This is a genomic window from Mycobacterium sp. smrl_JER01, from assembly GCF_048513595.2.
In the GTDB taxonomy this organism is placed as follows: domain Bacteria; phylum Actinomycetota; class Actinomycetes; order Mycobacteriales; family Mycobacteriaceae; genus Mycobacterium.
Window position 1 is genome coordinate 797,786 of record NZ_JBLXXK020000001.1, and the last position, 16,469, is coordinate 814,254.

20 protein-coding genes are annotated in these 16,469 nt (G+C 69.1%); 4 read left to right on the forward strand and 16 right to left on the reverse strand.

Annotation, left to right across the window (positions count from 1 at the left end; genetic code table 11):
• Positions 1-43: 43 nt before the first annotated feature.
• Together menE and ACNUDN_RS03870 are read right to left on the reverse strand one after the other, a co-directional pair.
• Entirely contained in the window at positions 44-1,180 is a 1,137-nt protein-coding gene (gene menE / locus ACNUDN_RS03865) for an o-succinylbenzoate--CoA ligase (protein ID WP_419125007.1), read from the reverse strand.
• A 5-nt stretch (positions 1,181-1,185) separates the two neighbouring features.
• Positions 1,186-1,509 (reverse strand): DUF3349 domain-containing protein, encoded by a 324-nt coding sequence (locus ACNUDN_RS03870; protein WP_419125008.1) that lies wholly within the window; start codon positions 1,507-1,509, stop codon positions 1,186-1,188.
• A gap of 219 nt (positions 1,510-1,728) precedes the next feature.
• Between ACNUDN_RS03870 and ACNUDN_RS03875 the strand changes: the two genes are divergently transcribed.
• Genes ACNUDN_RS03875 through ACNUDN_RS03885 form a run of 3 tightly spaced genes read left to right on the forward strand, consistent with a single transcriptional unit; the run spans position 1,729 to position 3,595 of the window.
• On the forward strand, positions 1,729-2,982 hold the full coding sequence (locus ACNUDN_RS03875) for an inorganic phosphate transporter (RefSeq protein ID WP_419120717.1): 1,254 nt from the start codon (positions 1,729-1,731) through the stop codon (positions 2,980-2,982).
• A 13-nt stretch (positions 2,983-2,995) separates the two neighbouring features.
• Complete coding sequence (locus ACNUDN_RS03880; RefSeq protein ID WP_419120718.1) at positions 2,996-3,283, forward strand: hypothetical protein; 288 nt, start codon at positions 2,996-2,998, stop codon at positions 3,281-3,283.
• Positions 3,284-3,295: 12 nt separating this feature from the next.
• The gene (locus tag ACNUDN_RS03885) at positions 3,296-3,595 is read left to right on the forward strand and encodes a DUF3349 domain-containing protein (RefSeq protein WP_419120719.1); all 300 of its coding nucleotides are present in this window, start codon (positions 3,296-3,298) and stop codon (positions 3,593-3,595) included.
• Between the two features lie 27 nt (positions 3,596-3,622).
• Here ACNUDN_RS03885 and ACNUDN_RS03890 read toward each other — a convergent pair whose 3' ends face one another.
• From ACNUDN_RS03890 to ACNUDN_RS03905, 4 genes are all read right to left on the reverse strand, one after another.
• A complete protein-coding gene (locus ACNUDN_RS03890; protein ID WP_419120720.1) occupies positions 3,623-4,009 on the reverse strand; it encodes a VOC family protein in 387 nt (128 codons plus the stop codon).
• A 17-nt stretch (positions 4,010-4,026) separates the two neighbouring features.
• The gene (locus ACNUDN_RS03895; RefSeq protein ID WP_419120721.1) at positions 4,027-5,562 is read right to left on the reverse strand and encodes a long-chain-fatty-acid--CoA ligase; all 1,536 of its coding nucleotides are present in this window, start codon (positions 5,560-5,562) and stop codon (positions 4,027-4,029) included.
• Between the two features lie 6 nt (positions 5,563-5,568).
• Positions 5,569-6,453 carry an SDR family oxidoreductase gene (locus ACNUDN_RS03900; RefSeq protein ID WP_419120722.1) on the reverse strand — a complete coding sequence of 295 codons (885 nt, stop codon included), beginning with the start codon at positions 6,451-6,453 and terminating at the stop codon, positions 5,569-5,571.
• Positions 6,454-6,530: 77 nt separating this feature from the next.
• Entirely contained in the window at positions 6,531-7,517 is a 987-nt protein-coding gene (locus tag ACNUDN_RS03905) for an SDR family NAD(P)-dependent oxidoreductase (protein WP_419120723.1), read from the reverse strand.
• A gap of 73 nt (positions 7,518-7,590) precedes the next feature.
• On the opposite strand from ACNUDN_RS03905, the gene ACNUDN_RS03910 reads away from it, so the two are divergent.
• Positions 7,591-8,568, forward strand: a complete 978-nt coding sequence (locus ACNUDN_RS03910) for an AraC family transcriptional regulator (protein WP_419120724.1) — start codon at positions 7,591-7,593, stop codon at positions 8,566-8,568.
• On the opposite strand, the gene ACNUDN_RS03915 is transcribed toward ACNUDN_RS03910, so the two are convergent.
• Genes ACNUDN_RS03915 through phnC form a run of 10 tightly spaced genes read right to left on the reverse strand, consistent with a single transcriptional unit; the run spans position 8,459 to position 16,468 of the window.
• Positions 8,459-9,715, reverse strand: coding sequence for an alpha-D-ribose 1-methylphosphonate 5-triphosphate diphosphatase (locus ACNUDN_RS03915; RefSeq protein WP_419120725.1), 1,257 nt, complete (start codon positions 9,713-9,715; stop codon positions 8,459-8,461). The two genes, ACNUDN_RS03910 and ACNUDN_RS03915, sit on opposite strands and share 110 nt — an antisense overlap.
• Positions 9,700-10,365, reverse strand: coding sequence for an ATP-binding cassette domain-containing protein (locus ACNUDN_RS03920; RefSeq protein ID WP_419120726.1), 666 nt, complete (start codon positions 10,363-10,365; stop codon positions 9,700-9,702). The genes ACNUDN_RS03915 and ACNUDN_RS03920 overlap by 16 nt, the downstream gene beginning before the upstream one ends.
• On the reverse strand, positions 10,362-11,237 hold the full coding sequence (locus ACNUDN_RS03925) for an ATP-binding cassette domain-containing protein (protein WP_419120727.1): 876 nt from the start codon (positions 11,235-11,237) through the stop codon (positions 10,362-10,364). Before ACNUDN_RS03925 ends, ACNUDN_RS03920 begins: the two co-directional genes overlap by 4 nt.
• Positions 11,234-12,115 carry an alpha-D-ribose 1-methylphosphonate 5-phosphate C-P-lyase PhnJ gene (locus ACNUDN_RS03930; protein ID WP_419120728.1) on the reverse strand — a complete coding sequence of 294 codons (882 nt, stop codon included), beginning with the start codon at positions 12,113-12,115 and terminating at the stop codon, positions 11,234-11,236. Before ACNUDN_RS03930 ends, ACNUDN_RS03925 begins: the two co-directional genes overlap by 4 nt.
• Complete coding sequence (locus ACNUDN_RS03935) at positions 12,112-13,125, reverse strand: carbon-phosphorus lyase complex subunit PhnI (RefSeq protein ID WP_419120729.1); 1,014 nt, start codon at positions 13,123-13,125, stop codon at positions 12,112-12,114. Before ACNUDN_RS03935 ends, ACNUDN_RS03930 begins: the two co-directional genes overlap by 4 nt.
• Positions 13,125-13,688, reverse strand: coding sequence for a phosphonate C-P lyase system protein PhnH (locus ACNUDN_RS03940; RefSeq protein ID WP_419120730.1), 564 nt, complete (start codon positions 13,686-13,688; stop codon positions 13,125-13,127). Before ACNUDN_RS03940 ends, ACNUDN_RS03935 begins: the two co-directional genes overlap by 1 nt.
• Positions 13,685-14,101 (reverse strand): phosphonate C-P lyase system protein PhnG, encoded by a 417-nt coding sequence (locus ACNUDN_RS03945; RefSeq protein ID WP_419120731.1) that lies wholly within the window; start codon positions 14,099-14,101, stop codon positions 13,685-13,687. Before ACNUDN_RS03945 ends, ACNUDN_RS03940 begins: the two co-directional genes overlap by 4 nt.
• On the reverse strand, positions 14,098-14,838 hold the full coding sequence (locus tag ACNUDN_RS03950; RefSeq protein WP_419120732.1) for a GntR family transcriptional regulator: 741 nt from the start codon (positions 14,836-14,838) through the stop codon (positions 14,098-14,100). Before ACNUDN_RS03950 ends, ACNUDN_RS03945 begins: the two co-directional genes overlap by 4 nt.
• A complete protein-coding gene (phnE, locus tag ACNUDN_RS03955) occupies positions 14,835-15,668 on the reverse strand; it encodes a phosphonate ABC transporter, permease protein PhnE (RefSeq protein ID WP_419120733.1) in 834 nt (277 codons plus the stop codon). The genes ACNUDN_RS03950 and phnE overlap by 4 nt, the downstream gene beginning before the upstream one ends.
• Complete coding sequence (gene phnC, locus ACNUDN_RS03960) at positions 15,665-16,468, reverse strand: phosphonate ABC transporter ATP-binding protein (RefSeq protein WP_419125009.1); 804 nt, start codon at positions 16,466-16,468, stop codon at positions 15,665-15,667. The genes phnE and phnC overlap by 4 nt, the downstream gene beginning before the upstream one ends.
• Position 16,469 lies beyond the last annotated feature (1 nt).

Consider the following 16,469-nt stretch of genomic DNA (forward strand, 5'->3'; position numbering starts at 1 on the left):
GCGGCCAATGGTGGGACCTACCCCGGTCGACGGGGGAGGTGTTCTACCGGGCGGCGAACCGGCGGGCCAGCTCCCGCCGGTCCACCTTGCCGATACCGTGGCGCGGAAGTTCGTCGACGATGTGCAGTTCGCGCGGCGCGGCCGTCGCCGGCAACGTCTCGACCACCTGGGACCGCAGTTGGGCCAGCGTGACCGACGCGCCCGGCGTGACCACCACCACCGCCGCCACACGCTGGCCCAGCCGGTCATCGGGCACCCCGAACACCGCGCACTCGGCGACGGCGGGATGACGCGACAGCGCGGCCTCCACCGGGCCGGGCAACACCGTGAGACCGCCGGTGCTGATCGCGTCGTCGGCCCGGCCCAGCACCCGCAACACACCGGTGCCGTCGACCACGCCGAGATCATCGGTGCGGAACCAACCGGGTTCGGCGAACGGATCGGGGGTCACCGGGTTGCGGTAGCCGACGGCGACGGTGGGGCCGCCGAGATGGATCCGGCCGTCGTCGGGCACGTGCACGCTGACCCCGTCGAGCGGTGTCCCGTCGTAGACGCAGCCGCCCGCGGTTTCGCTCATCCCGTAGGTGCGAACGACGGGAATCTTTGCCGCCGAGGCCTTTTCCCGTATGCGGTCGGGCATCGGTCCGCCGCCGATCAACACCGCGTCCAGCCCGGCCAGCGCCCGGGTGGCGTGCGGGTCGCGCAACGCCTTGTCCAGCTGAGCCGCCACCAGCGAGGCGTAGCGCCGTCCGGAGCCCATGGAGTCGATCGCCGCGGCCAGCTCGGCCGGGTCGAAGGAGGGGGTGACGGTTGCTGGCGAGGCCCCGGCGAGCACGCTGCGCACGAGCACCTGGAAACCAGCCACGTGGTAGGTGGGCAGGGCGAGCAGCCAGCGTCCCGGCCCGCCCAGGCGTGCGTGCGTCGCCTCGGCGCTGGCGGTCAGCGCCGTCACCGGCAGCATCGCGCCCTTGGGTCTGCCGGTGCTGCCCGAGGTGGACAGCACCACCGCGACACGGTCGTCGATGGGCTCACCGACGCGCAGCGCGCTCGACAACGCGTCGGACTCGGCACGGTCGTGGGCCGGTACCGGCAGGATGCTGCCGCGTCCGTTGAGGATGTCGTCGACGACGGCAAGCGCGGCTGCCGATCCGTCGCCCGGGGCGAATGCGACCGCGCGCAGGATGGCTATCGGTCCTCCTCCTCGCGTGGCTCGTCGAGCGGCCAACCCTGCATGGCCAGCCGGGCCCGGACCCGTTCCACATCGTCGGGGCTGGGCAGGTCGTCGGTGATCGCGGTGATCAGCACCCCGATGTCGATCGGATCGATGTCGGTGGAGCCCTGCGCGCCGAACTCGGCCCGGGCGATCAGTTCGGCCACCACGGCGCGCACCTCGTCGTCGGTGAGCCGGCGCCGCAGCAGCGCCAGCAGCGGAACCCGGTCGGGCCCCGGCACTCCTTCGGGGTACCCGGCCACGATCCACGACACGATCCTGGCCAGGAACGTGGTCAGGAACTCGGCCAATGTCTCGATCTCCCCTACGGCGGTGCACCTCGGCAAGCCCGATAGTAGACCCGTCCCGGTTCCGGATCGTCGACCCTCCAATGGCTTCGGACCTCCGGATGAACCTCGGGTGAACACCTTCCCGGATTTCGGAAAAGTGCCTTATGGCCCGCGGTTCGGGACGATTTCCGGTGAGCGGAACCGGATGCGCGGTCGCAGAATGACGCCATGAGCGCAGAGCTGATCATCTTGGTGCTGTTGATCGCCACCGCGTTGGCATTCGACTTCACCAACGGCTTCCACGACACCGGGAACGCGATGGCGACGTCGATCGCGACCGGTGCGCTCAAACCCAAGACCGCGGTGATTCTCGCCGGTGTGCTCAACCTGGTCGGCGCGTTCCTCTCCGTCGAGGTCGCCCTCACCGTGACCACGTCGGTGCTCAACATCCAGGACGGTGCCACCGGCCAACTCATCCCGTCGATCGACGCGTCGACGGGGCTGACGATCATCTTCGCCGGTCTGATCGGCGGCATCCTGTGGAATCTGCTCACTTGGCTATTCGGTATCCCGTCGAGTTCATCGCACGCGCTGTTCGGCGGTCTCATCGGGGCCGGCCTCGCCGCCATCGGGCTGGCCGGGGTGAACTGGTCGGGCGTGACGCAGAAGGTCCTGATCCCTGCGGTGGCCGCGCCGGTGATCGCCTGCCTGGTCGCCGGGTGCGGCACCTGGCTGGTCTACCGCATCACCCGCAACGTGGCGAAGCGGCGCCGCGAGCAGGGTTTCCGCTGGGGCCAGATCGCCACCGCATCCCTGGTTGCGCTGTCGCACGGCACCAACGACGCGCAGAAGACCATGGGTGTGATCGCGCTGGCGCTTATCACCACCGGTCACCTGACCGGGGACGTCAAGGAGCAGGGTCTGCCGTTCTGGATCATCGCCTCCTGCGCGCTGGCCATCGGCCTGGGGACCTATCTGGGTGGCTGGCGCGTCATCCGAACCCTCGGCAAGGGCCTCGTCGAGATCGAATCCCCGCAGGGCCTGGCCGCCGAGGCTTCCTCGGCGGCGATCATCCTCAGCTCCAGCGCGGCCGGGATGGCGCTGTCGACCACCCACGTCGCCACCGGCTCGATCCTGGGCAGCGGCGTCGGCAAGCCGGGGGCGGAAGTCCGATGGGCGGTCGCCGGCCGGATGGCCGTCGCCTGGCTGATCACGCTGCCGGCCGCCGGTCTGGTCGGCGCGTTGTCGTTCTGGCTCTCCCACGGCGTCGAAGCGATGACCGGGTCGTCGCTGGCCGGTGACGGCCTGATCTTCCTGTTGCTGTGTGCACTGTCCTACTACCTGTGGTGGCGTGCTCAGCAGCAGAAGGTCGACCACAGCAACGTCAACGCCGACTGGGACCACACGACCAATTCCGTGGTGCCCGCCGAGTTGCGCGACGCCGGCCCCGAATCCAAGCCCAATCCCGCCGCGACCGTCTGAGGGGGCGTCTGAAATGACCTATGTGGAAAGCATTTTCAAGGTCCTCGTGATCGGCCTGGTGCTCGGTGCCGGTCTGCCCGCGGTGTTCGCGCTGGGCCTGGTGGCGTTCTCTCGCGGGGCCGGTTCCGACGGCTCCGACGGAGCCGCAGCCGTAGCGCCGAACCCGACTTTGAAGTACGTCGGGATGCTGCTTTTCGTGTTCGTGGGCTGGGTGATCCTGACCGCCGTCCTGTGGATCACGCGGGCGACGATCATCCATCACACCGGCATCGACCTGTTCCCGTTCCTCCCCAAGAAGTGAGCTGAAACCGTCATGGCAGAAAACACATTGACCACTATCCTGGGCTGGTTGCACCAGGGTTACCCGCACGGCGTCCCGCAGACGGACTATTTCGCGCTGCTGGCGCTGCTGGCACGCACTCTGACCGAGGACGAAGTCGTCAAGGTCGCCCAAACCGTGTTGAAGGGTAGTGATTCCGATACGGTGACGCCGGGGGAGATCCGGGCTGCCATTCATCTGGTCACCGACAAGGAACCCAACCCCGAGGAGATGCACCAGGTGGCGGCGCGGCTGGCGTCGGTGGGCTGGCCGCTGGCGACCCCGACTGCGTAGCCGCCGGACGGACCGTCCGGTGCCGGGTCAGCCGCGGGTGTCTCGGCGCAACGGATGATCCTCGGGCACCTCGACGAAGATCAGGGCGACGCCGTCGGGATCCACGACGTGCATCTCGTGCAGCCCCCAGGGCTCGTGCCGGGCTTCCCGGGCAATCGCGACGCCGCGTGCGCGCAGTTGCTGCTGCGCTGACGCGAGGTCTCGGACCTGCAACCACAGCGCGCCCGGGAACGGCGGAGAACCCTCGGGGGGCGCGCCGTGCCCGGCGAGTTCGAGCAGCGACTGCCCGGCGTAGAACACAGTGCCGCCGGTGTACTCCCGGGCGATCGCCAGACCGATCCCGTCGCGGTAGAACGCCACCGACCGCTCGTAGTCCGCGGGGCGCAACAGCAGACGGCTGGCCAGGATCTCCATGATGTGTGTCTACCACCTCAGCCGATGTGGCGGTCTGTGCCCGACCAATACGGTTCGCGCAGTACGTGTTTGAGAAGCTTGCCGCTCGGGTTGCGGGGCAGTGCCGAGACGAGGTCGACGGTCTTGGGCAGCTTGTAGCCGGCCAGACGGTCCCGGGCGAATGCGATCAGGTCGGCTGCGCTGGGCCGGGTGCCCGGAGCCGCCACGACGACGGCCTTGACCGCCTCGCCCCACCGCGGATCGGGCACCCCGAACACGGCGACGTCGGCGACATCGGGATGGGTCATCAGCGCATTCTCGACCTCGGCCGGGTAGACGTTCTCCCCGCCGGAAACGATCATGTCCTTGATCCGATCGTGCAGGAACAGGTAGCCGTCCGCATCGACGAATCCGGCGTCGCCGGTCTTGAGCCATCCGTCGGCGGTCACCGCGCCTGCTGTCGCATCGGGGTTTCGCCAGTAGCCCAACATGTTCTGGTCCGAGCGGGTCCAGACCTCGCCGACGCGGCCCGGCCCGACCTCGACGCCGTCGTCTGCGACCACCCGAAGCTGCACCCACGGGTACGGTTTGCCGCAGGACCGCAGCAGCCCGGGGACGTGGTCGCCGCTGTCGAGTTGGGTGATCGAACCTGTGGTTTCGGTCATGCCGTAGACCTGGGCGAACACGCTGCCGAACCGGGCGATCCCGCGGGTCAGGACGTCGTCGCTGATCGGTGCGGCACCGTAGACGACGATCCGCAGACTCGACAGGTCGGCCGACTCGATACCCGGCGTGTCGAGCAGGGATTGGATGACGGTGGGAACCAGCAGCAGATTCGTCACGCGGTGGCCGGTGACCGCGTCGAGGATCGCGGCGGCGTCGACATCGCGCAGTACGACCGTGGTGGCGCCGTACCACAACCCGGCCAGCGCCCATCCCGAGCCGGCCATGTGGAACAGCGGCATCACCGCGAGGCTGACGGCATCGGCGTCCAACCGCCAGGGCCCGGCCACCCCGGCGGTCTTGCAGGTGTAATTGCCGTTGCGCAGCATCACCCCCTTGGGCGTCCCCGTGGTGCCCGAGGTGTACATGAGCAGTACCAGGTCATCGGGGCCGGTGACGACACCGGGATCGACGGCCGGGTGGGCCGCCACCCACCGGTCGAACGCAGGCCACTGCGGGTGCCCGCCGATGACCACGATGTCGACGTCGAGGCCGGCGGTGATGGTCTCCAGGTTGGCGGTGAACTCTTGCCCGATCACCACCATCCTCGCCCCGGAGTCGACGATGATGTGGCGCATCTCGGGGGCGGCGAGCCGCCAGTTCACCGGGACACCGACCGCCCCGATCTTGGCCAAACCGAAGGTGACGTCGAAGAATTCGGCGCCGTTGCGGTCGACGAACGCGACCCGGTCCCCGAACCCGATGCCGGCGCCCGTGAACGCCTGCGCGACCCGGCTGGAACGCTCGTCGAGTTCGGCGTAGCTGAGGGTGGTGTCGCCGACGATCAGCGCCGGGGCGTCGGGACGCCCGCGGGCATGGCCGCGGATGATCTCGGCGAGATTGCCGAACACCGTCTGTCAGTCCCTGGGCTGCATACGCTGGCGTCTCATGATCGAATCCACCGCGGCCGGGGCGATGCTGTTGATCGCGTGCGCGGTGACCGCGATGCGGGGCGCGATGCTCACCGGGCGGTGCCGTGCGGCGGTGACGATCCAGCCCGCAGCCTCGTCGGCCGACAGTCCGGGTAGGCCGTCATAGGCGCGAGTGGGGGCGATCATCGGGGTCTTCACCAGCGGGTAGTACAGCGCCGTGGAGTGCACCCCGCGACCGCCCCACTCGGTCTCGATGATGCGGCTGATCGACGACAGCGCCGCCTTGGACGCGTTGTAGACGCCGAACAGCGGCGGGGATTCGGTTTTCACCCCCCAGGTGGACACATTGATGATGTGCCCGTCGCGGCGTTCCAACATGCCCGGGGCGAGGCCGCGGATCAACCGCAATGGGCCGTAGTAGTTCAGCGTCATGGTCCGTTCGACATCGTGCCAGCGCTCCAGCGACTCCTCCAGCGGTCGCCGGATGGAGCGCCCGGCGTTGTTGACCAAGATGTCGATGCCGCCGAGCTCGGCCTCCACCGTCCCGACGAGGGCGTCGACAGCGTCGAGATCGGACAGGTCGCAGGCGTGCGCCTGCGCCCGCCCGCCGGCGTCGGTGATGCGGGAGACGACGTCGGCGAGAAGCTCCTGGCGCCGCGCCACGGCGATCACGGTGGCCCCGCGGCGAGCCAGTTGTTCGGCGGCGGCCGCGCCGATGCCCGACGAAGCGCCGGTCAGCAGGACGCGTTTGCCGCTGAGCTCGACGGTCTCCCGCGTCGGCCGGTTCAGCAGCGTGGGAAGGATCGGGGGTCGCATGCTGGTCAGCACGACCTGCTCGGCCAGCCGTCGCAACGGATTCCTGCTACTCACGGTTGGCGAGTCTATTTCCCACGCCGAGGCGGCATTCCGGCAGGACGTCACGGTGGACTCCTGCCGGAATCCGGGGTTCAGGCGAGTAGCTTCTCGCTGAGCTCCCACAATCGCTCGGCCGACGCGGGATCCACGGCGTAACCGGTGACGTCCGGGGTGGTCCGCAACGGGTCCGCGCCCATGGTGAGGCTGACCGGGGTGGCATCGGGCGCCAGCGGGGCGATGTCGTTGTCGAGCAGGTACACCCCGCCGATGTCCGCCAGCAGCGGGCTGGTCGCGGCGAACACCTGAGTGGAGGCGCCCTGCTGCGGGGTCTTCATGTCCTGCTCCGGGTCGATGATGGGCTGGTCGTTGTCGTCGAGCAGCCCCATGGCCCGCCAGTCGTCGCGGGAGAACGACGGTCCGAGGTTGGTGGTCACAATGGCGCCGGGGTGCAGGGAGTAGCCGCGGATCCCGTCTCCGCGATAGCGCCGATCCAGTTCCACGGCGAACAGCACGTTGGCGGTCTTGGACTGCCCGTAGGCGACCATGCCGTCATAGCCGGTCTCGAAATGCGGATCTTCCCAACGGATGTCGCTGAGGTGGTGACCCCAGGACGAGACCTCGACGACGCGCGCGCCCTCGGCGGCGCGCAGGGCGGGCAGCAGCCCGTTCGTCAGCTGGAAGTGACCGAGATGGTTGGTCGCGAACTGGGCCTCATAGCCCCGGGCATCCCGGACCAGATCGCCGCCCATGATGCCGGCGTTGTTGATCAACATGTGCAGGGGGGTCTGTCCGTAACCGGCGACGAACCGGTCGATCGAGGCCGGGTCGAGCAGGTCGAGAGGTTCGATCCGCACGCGGTCGATGCCGGCCAGCGCCGCCGACGCCGTCCCGGGATTACGGCTGGCGACCACGACGTTGGCACCCGCAGCGGCGAGGGCGCGGGTGGTCTCCAGGCCGAGTCCGACGTGGCCGGCGGTGACGATGGCGTTGCGACCGGTCAGGTCGATTCCGGCCAGGACGTCCTCGGTGGTCGATGCGGCGGTGAAACCGGAGCCGAGAGGGTGTTGTTGGTGGGTCATGACTCCACTGTGCAAGCGAAGGACCGTACTTTGAATGGTTGAAAGTCCGAAAAACTTGCGCGATAGTACGGGTGTGCTCCGTGATCAGCTGTCGGACGTCCTCGAACTCATCGAGGTGCGCGGATTGCTGTCCGGCGGGTTCGCGGTGCGTGGCGATTGGATCTGTTCGTTCGATATCGAGGATCCGATCAAGATGCTCGCCGTGGTGTGCGGACGGCTCACGTTGACCGCGGACGGGCATCCGCCGGTCGAGCTGGCCCCTGGTGATGTCGCGATCCTCAGCGGGTGCGCCCACGCGGTGCTCGAAGGCGGTCCAGGGCTGGAGGCCCCGGTACCCCTGGATGTCGAGAGTTCCGAACACGCCTTCGTGCGGGTCGACGGAGCCGTCACGTGTACGGAGGCCGATGTGATCATCGGCGGACACGTCGATGTGAACCCGATCGGCGAGGCACTGCTGGCGCAGGCATTGCCGCCCGTCGGAGTGGTGCGGGCCGCAGCGGCCGAGGCCACCAACCTGCACGCGATCCTCAACCGGGTGCTCGACGAAGTGACCGGCAATCGGATCGGGTCGGCGTTCGCCGTGGCACAGCAGGGACAGCTGCTACTCCTGGAGGTGTTGCGCGCCTACCTCGCGCAGGCGCAGCACCTGCCGCCGGGATGGCTGCGTCTGCTCACCGACGAGGCGCTGCGGCCGGCTGTCGCATCGATGCACGAAGGGCCCGGAAAGCCCTGGCGCCTGGACGAACTCGCACGTGCCGCGGCGATGTCGCGGACCACGTTCGCCGAACGTTTCCGCGCTGTCGCCGGGGTGCCGCCACTGGCCTACCTGATCAGCTGGCGCATGCAGTTGGCTCGGCAGGCGTTGCGCAACAAAGACACCAGGGTGGGCCCGTTGGCGTTCGCACTGGGCTACAACTCGGAGAGCGCGTTCAGCAACGCGTTCAAGCGTGAGGTCGGTATGTCCCCACTGCGCTACCGCGCGAGCCTCGACGCCGAGCGTTCACCCAATCCTCGTGCGCCGGCACGCTTGCCCCCGACGGGTTCCGGCTGAACACAAGGCGCCCAGTGCGCCACAGAGCCATTCCGACGTGCGCACCACGCTCCGCGGCAGCGGTGCTGAACTGCTGCACGCTGCGCAGCGAGGCCGTCAGCGGCTGACCGACGTCGATCGTCACCGGCGGTAAGTCGAGAGCGGCGGCGGGGTTGGTCGACACCAGATCGACCGCGTCCGTCAGCGCCACGTGGTGCGCACGCGCCAGCGCGTGCGGTGCGGAGTGCAGGGCCGACGGGAGGTAGTCCGAGCACAGCACGTCGCACACGCCGGCAGTGACAGCGTCGGCAGCCAGCACGTTGCCCGACGAGGTGGACCTGCCGCGCAGCGCGTTGGGGGCGCCCAGCACCACCGTCATCCCGAGTGCGTGCGCGCGTTGTGCGGCCGTCATCGACAGTGGGAACTCGGCAACCCTGGCCCCGTATTCGAACGCCTCCTCGATGTGCTCCTCGGTCCGGTCGTCGTGGGTGGCCAGCACGATACCGCGGCCCAATGCCAGTGCTGCGACGGACTTTCGGCGATCGGCGATCCGGCCGAGTTGCTGGGCGTCGACCGTGAAGATGTCTTCGACCTCCGCCTCCGACACTCCCCAATCCTGGGCGTAGAAGGCCTGAGTCTCGGCCAGCGAGGAGAATCTGCTCCGCTGAATCGAGGTCTCCATCATGGAGATCAACGCAACCCGCGACGAGACGGCCAGTACGGCGTCCAGCGCATCGACGGCGCCTTCGTCGGTGAGTTCCACGCGGGCATGGATTCGCCAGTCGCAGCACAGCATCGGCGCCAACTCTTCCAGGACACCCGCCAGGACGGCGGCATCACCGATCGCGATGCCTTTGCGCGGCGAGTCCTCGCAGCGCGCAGCGATACAGACCGTGGAGATGCCGGCGGCCGCACACTCGGCGTCGAGCACCGAGATGACGGCGGCGTGGTCGAGGGAGACCGTGGCGCGGGGCCGGCGCCGCTGCTGCATGTTGTCCAGGTGCAGGTCCACCGCGCCCGGAACCAGGAATCGGTCGTGCGCGGGCGCCGCGTCCGGGGTGATGTCTTCGACCCGGCCCTGCTCGTCGAGGGTGACCACGGCGTCGCGGATCGCGTCGCGACCGTCGCCCGGAATGACTGTGACTCCCTCGATCACACTGTGTGCCATGCGATTTTTCCCTTTCGCAGTTCGCCGACCGCGGTTGCGATCGATTCGAGCGGACCGTGCGCCGCTGCGGTGACAACCACCGCGGCACCGGCCGCGACCGCCTCGGTCAGCCAGCTGGTGAGTGCCGGTAGCGGTGCGTACTCGTCGGGGCCGTCGAGCACGATGACGGGGCGTTCGGCCAACAGCGTGGCGGCCAGCGCGACCGTGTGCCGTTGCGCGGCGCGCAGACGTCCCAATTGGGTGTGTGCGGCGTCGGCGACACCGAGCCTGGTCAGTCCGGCGAGCGCGCCGGCCCGGGTGCAGCCGGCGGCGCGCGCGACCGCGGCCTGGGCGGTCAGTATCGGCGCAGCCGCCAGCGGACCGTCGAAGGCCGCGATGTGATGGGCGCGCACCCACGCCACCGTCCGCGGGTCTGCGGTGGTGAGGTCGACAGTCCCGCGGCCGAGCCGCAGCGTCACCTCACCGGTGTCGGGCCGGTACACCCCGGTCAGGCATCGGGTGAGGGTGGTGCGCCCGGAGCCGGGTTCCCCGCGGATCAGCGTGAGCCGCCCGCCGCTCGTCGTCACTTGTGCGCCGTCGAGCACGTCGACCCCATCGGCGAACCGTTTGGAGAGCCGCGTGGTGGTGATGGTCGCGATGGTGGATGTCATGTCAGCCTCGAAGACACCAGCAGTTGGGTGTAGGGATGCTGGGGATCCTCGAGAATCTGCTCGGTGATCCCCTGCTCGACGATGCGGCCGTGGTGCAGCACCACGACACGGGACGCCAGGATCCGGACCGCGGCCAGGTCATGGGACACCACGACGGTCGCCGACCCCAGCGATTTCGCTACTCGGGCAACAACTTCGAGAAGATCAGCCTGCACCGACGGGTCGAGCCCGGTGGTCGGCTCGTCGAGCAGCAGCAGTTGCGGCGGATCGACGAGGGCACGGGCGAGTTGTACTCGTTGCTGCATCCCGCCGGAGAACGTCATCAGCGCATCGTTGTGTCGTTCCGGTCGCAGCCCCAGTTCGTCGAGGAGTTCGCCGGCCCTGGCGTCGATGTCGGCGAAGCGGCGTGCTCCTCCACCGAGCAAGCGTTCGGCGACGTTGGAGGCCGCGCCCAACCGGGGGTAGAGCCCGGCTGCCAGCGCGTTCTGGTGCACCATCACCACGGTCGACCGCTTGAGTTCGGACGTGTGGCCGGTGTGCCGGAACAGGTCGCCGTGTCCTTCGACGAGCATGGAGCCCGAGTCGGGCACCAGATCGAGATGCAGACAGCGCAGCAGTGTGGTCTTGCCGGATCCGGATTCACCGACCACACCGAGCACCTCGTGCGGGCCGATCTCGAACGACGCCTGGTGCACGGCGACCACCGTTCCGCACTCGCGGCAGCGATTGGTGCCTGCCGCTTCGCCGGTGAGTTCGACACACCGGTCGCAGCCGGGACCGAAGCGGTGGGACACCCCGGTCACGGACACCACCGGCGGCGGCGGGTGCAGGGCGGGCCCGGCGGTGCGGTCGGGGAGGGCATCGGCGGTCACGGCGCGGTCTCCTCACGGCGGCTGCGGCACGCGTCGACGTCACTGCAGCACCACACCTGAGTTGACGAGGGTCCGTCGGTGGGCACCCGGTAGGAGGCCGTGCTGCCGCATCGTCGGCACGGAGCTTGCGCGTCTTCCGGCTCCAGCGCGATGTCGTCGAATGCCAACGGCTGCACCGAGGTGTAGGGCGGCAGCGCGGTGACCCGGGCCCGACGTCCGGCGCCGAGCAGGATGGGGTGGGGTCGCCGGTCGAGTCGTAGAACGTCGTAGCGCGGGATGGGGCTGGGGCTCATCAGGCGCGCGCCGGCGACCAGCACCGGGTGGTCCGCCCCGGTGCGTGGCCCACCGAGGCGGGCCTGGGCATCGTAGAGATCCAGCCAGGCCGCGGTGTAGTCGCGTTCAGCATGGGCGGCCAAGGCCGCGATGTCGTCGGGTACGACGCGTCGCAGCGGTTCGGGGTGGGGTACCTGAAGCACGAGGAGTTGGTCGGGGCGCAGATCGATCTCCGGTATGCGGTGGCGGCTCTGGATGATGGTGGCTGCGGCGGTGCTCGTGGTGGATTCGCACCGGGCCGATGTGCTGATGAGTTTGCGCATGCCGGCGGCGTTGACCGACAGGTCGTCACCCTGGTCGATCACCTTGACGGTGTCGGCGGGTCCGACCAGCGACAGTGTCACCTGCAGACCGCCGCTGCCCCATCCGCGCGCGACGGGCATCTCCCGGGAGGCGAAGGGCACCTGCCATCCGGGAATGGCGAGCGCCTTCAGGATCGCTCGTCGCACATTGCGTTTGGTGTCCTCGTCGAGGTAGGCGTAGGCCTCGCGCCGTCCGTGCGCGGCGGCCAGTGCAGCCACCGTGGTGGGCGGTTCCGCCGTCATCGTTGCTCCTTACTAGCGGCTTGCGCGAGGTAGGCCGTGAATCCTGCGTAGTGCGGCAGGCGGAGGTGCTCGACGAAGCCGTTGGTGGCCGGGCCGTCGGTGGCCGCGATGATGGTCTGCTCATCCAGCATCAACGGCTCGGCCAGGTCACCGTCGGCCAGGATCGCCGCATCCAGGAGCGCCAGGGCGATCGCGCGCCGCTCGACGGTGCCCAACGTCGCACCCCAGCCCAGCGCGAGCCCAGGGCGTCCCGCCACATCGGCGTCCAGGACGACTTCGACCTCGGTAATCGGCAGTTCGGTGACTGCCACCGGAATACCGCTGCGCGGATGGTGGATTCGCACGCTGGCCACCGCGACGCTCAGTTCGACCAGCACCGCCTCCTGTCGTCGGCCCAGGATCATCGCAGCGAGCGCCACCAGGGCGCCGGTCTCCCCGCGGGTGAGCAGGGCCAGTCGATTGGACCTGCTGTGCGGCGGCACCAGCACCGCGCGGGCGGGGTCGTCACCGGCACCGTCGGCGGGCGGGGTCACGGTCGGGGCGCCCTGGATGAGATCGCGCACCCGCAGGGTGTCCGCCCTCCGTGGGGCGTCCGCCGTCGGGGTACGCTGCTCCGCGCGTTCCGAAGGGTGGCCGCCCGGCTCGCACGGTGGCGACCAAACCAGCTGGCGGGCAATCAGTTCCGGTGCGAAACCGAGCCATTGGCCGCCGGGGACCTGCGGGTAGGCCGATGACAGCCGTCGCGTCAGCACCACATCCTCCGGTTGCACGGTCAACGCGTCCAGGTGCGGCTGGGTGGCCGCCCACACCCGCAGGATCGACACGGCATGAGCCGGATCACCGTGCGACTGATCCAGGGCACGGCGGGCGGCGACGGGTTCCCACAATCCGGCTTCGGCGCAGATCTGTTCTTCGAGAACGGCGGTGCTGATGTCATTTCCGCGGCGCGCCGACTGAGCGATCGCCCGGGCGGCGTCCAGTGCCTCGTTTTCGTGCATGCTGGCGTACATCAGGACACCGCCTGGATCGCCACGCTGCGGGGCAGCCCGATCAGACACTCGGGCGTGACGATCAGCAGGTCCACCCCGGCCGGCGGGCTCGCGTTCGCCGCCGACAACGCGTGCAGTGCCAGGGCGTCGAGCGGGACGAAAGCCGTGGTCGGCTCCGGTAGACCGGGACCCGAGAGCAGTAGGGGTCGTGCCTCGCCTGCGGTGGCGATCACCACCGTCGCACCGGTTTCCGGCGTGCGGCGGGTGCCCCGCCGGGCTTGAGAGACCGGCGTGGCAGCCGGTCCGTGCACCAGAACCCAGTCGGCTGCTTCGACCTCGGCAGCGTCGGCCCCGGTCCGGGCGCACACCGTGTCCGCCACCCGGTGTACGGCGTCACCGCCGTAAGTCCCCAGGCCCAGGCCGCGGTCGAGCAGCGCGAGCAGCACCGCAGCAGCGCGGTCCAGCTCGGCGTGTTCGCAGATCTGCGGTGTGCCGGACAACTCGATGGGCGTTCCCGGTGAACACAGCGCCCGCATACAGGCCAGGAACGTGGTCCTGCTGTCGTGCACCGCATCCCATCTCATGATTGCTCCAATCGCGTCGTCGCCACGAGTTCGGCACGGGCCCGCCCGCGTTCGGCGCGCGCATCGAGCGCGGCCCGGCACAGCTCCTCCACCCGCGGGGCGTGCGGTCCACCGCGCTCGCACTCGGCGTCGCAGATCGCCGCGCCGACCGCGCCGGTGGGGTCGTAACCCGCGCGCACACCGTCCCCGCGGGCGCCTGCCAGCTCGACGGTGCACCGGGTGAGAGCCACGTGGCCGAGGACCACCGTGGTGTCACCCGTTCCCGGCACCGGCACCCGGACCGGGGCGCTGACCGATTCCGGTCCGGCGGTGACCGACACCGGCGCCGCAGTGGCCAGGATCTCGTCGGCCAGTCGTTCCAGCGCTGTGGCGTCGGCCTCGCACAACGCCTCGAACCGCAATTCGGGCCTCACGTGAGGTCCACCGTGAATTGCACATGGTCGCCACGGAATCGGTGTCGCACCGCAGCCACCGGAACGCCGTCCTCGTCGATGTTCAGTCCCCTCATCTCCAGAATCGCGGCGCCCACCCTGAGTCGAAGGTGTTCGGCCTCAGCGGGTTCGGCCAGGCTGGCGGCAAACGTGCGGGACGCCCGTTGCATGCGCACTCCGTGGTTGTCGAGCAGGTAGTCGAACAGCGAGGTTTGCCCTGTCCACTGCTGAGCCAGGCGCGGGAACCGTGCGGTGGGAATCGAGGTCACCGTCACCGACCAGGGCTCGTCGTCGACGAGCCGCAGCGTGGTGCAGACGAACAGCGCACCGCTCGTGTGTAATTGCGCTGCCAGTTCCGATGACTCGGTGATCTCCGACGACAGCACGGTGATGCTGACGCGATGTCCGAGTTCGAGCATGGTTCGGGTGAAGCTGGCGTCCCGACCGGCCGAGATGTCGTAGCGCATCCGCGGGGTCGCGACGAACGAGCCTTTACCGCGCACGGTCTCGATCAGCCCGCGCTGGTTGAGTTCGTCGAGTGCCCGCCGCACGGTCAACCGGTTGACCTCGAACTCCTGCGACAGCTCGGCTTCGCTGGGCAGCTTGTCGCCGGGTTTGGCCCGCTGGGTCAGCCGCGTCTCCAGGACGTCGCTGAGTTGCCGGTACAGCGGCTGGCCGGCGTACCTGTTGATCATCTCCAGATGGTGGTGGTTCGTCATCGACCGCCACTTCCCAGGACGCGACGACGGATCGCCGCCGACACCCGCTCGAAGGCCACGACCACCACGAGGATCGCCAGAATGATCGTCGCCGCTTCGTCGTAGCGCAGCAATGTCATCGAGGTGGCCAGCTCGATGCCGATGCCACCGGCCCCCACCAGACCGAGGACCACCGACGATCGCGCCGAGGATTCCAGCGCAAACATCGACGTCGTGACGAACGACGGCATGCACGCCGGCAGCACGCCACCGGCCAGCACGCCGAAGCGCGGGGCGCCGAGTGCCTGCAAGCCTTCGATGCGCCCCGGGTCGATGTCTTCGATGCTCTCGGCGAAGAACCGCCCGCAGAAGCCCATCACGTCCACGGCGATGGCCAGCACCCCGGCCTCGGGACCGAGACCGACCGCGATGACGAAGATCAGGCCCCAGACCAGGTCGGGAATCGTTCTGCTGATCGTGATGATTCCGCGGCTGATGCCGTACAGCGACCAGTGCGGCGAGGTGTTGCGTGCGGCCAGGACGGCCAGCGGCACGCTCAGGATCACGCCGATAATCGTTCCGAGCAGCGCCATCTCGACGGTGACGAGTAACGCCTTGAGGATCGGCCCGAGCCGGTGGGTGTCCGGCGGCACCGCATCGGAAAGGAACTCGCCCAGCCGGAACGCCCCAGTGGCCAGCGAGTCGGGGCGCACGGCAGCGCCTTGGGTCCACCCGTGTGCCAGCAACCCGCCCACCACGAGGACGATGACGAGCGTGAGCAGGCTGGGCCGGCGAAACCGCGGCGGTGTTGCGACAGTGCCCGTCGGCGAGGGCGTATGGGTCCGGTTCACGAGACCCCCTCCGCGAAGATCGGTTTGAGCTGCGCCGCATCACATTCAGCGGTAGGTTTGTCGAAGTCGACTGTGCCACCTCTGAGTCCGACGACACGGTCGGCATAGCCCAATGCCAGATCCATCTGGTGCAGTGCCATGACCACGGTGACCCGTCGTTCGGCGGCGATGCCGGACAACAGTTCCATGACCGCGGTCGCGGATGCGGGATCGAGGCTGGCAACCGGCTCGTCGGCGAGGATGATTGTCGGCCGCTGCATCAGCATGCGGCCGATGGCCACCCGCTGCTGCTGGCCGCCGGACAACGTGTCCACCCGGCGCTCGGCGAGTCCCGCCAGCCCGACCCGGTCCAGGCTCGCCATCGCTTCCTGGCGGACCTCGGCGGGGCTGGTCAGCGGCCAGGCGCAGCGGGTGCCGTAACGACCCATCGCTCCGTGGATCACGTTGTGGAGAACGCTGAGTCGGGGGATCAGATGAAATCTCTGGAACACGAAACCGATGTCCCGGCGGATTCCCCGCAGTGCGCGCCGAGGTGCCGCCGTGACGTCGGTTCCGGCCAGGGTCACCGTGCCGCTGGTGGGTTCTGCCAACCGCACCAGACAGCGCAGCAGAGTCGACTTGCCGGCCCCGTTGGTCCCGATCAGGGCCACCGTCTCACCGTGCTCCACCCGCAGGTTCACCCCGGCGAGGACATTCGTCGATCCGCCGCGATAACGGAGTCGGAGGTCGTCCACCTGGATCGCCGCGAGACGATCGGTGCGGCTCGGTGACGGGCCGGCCAGTTGTTCGGGCACCACCATG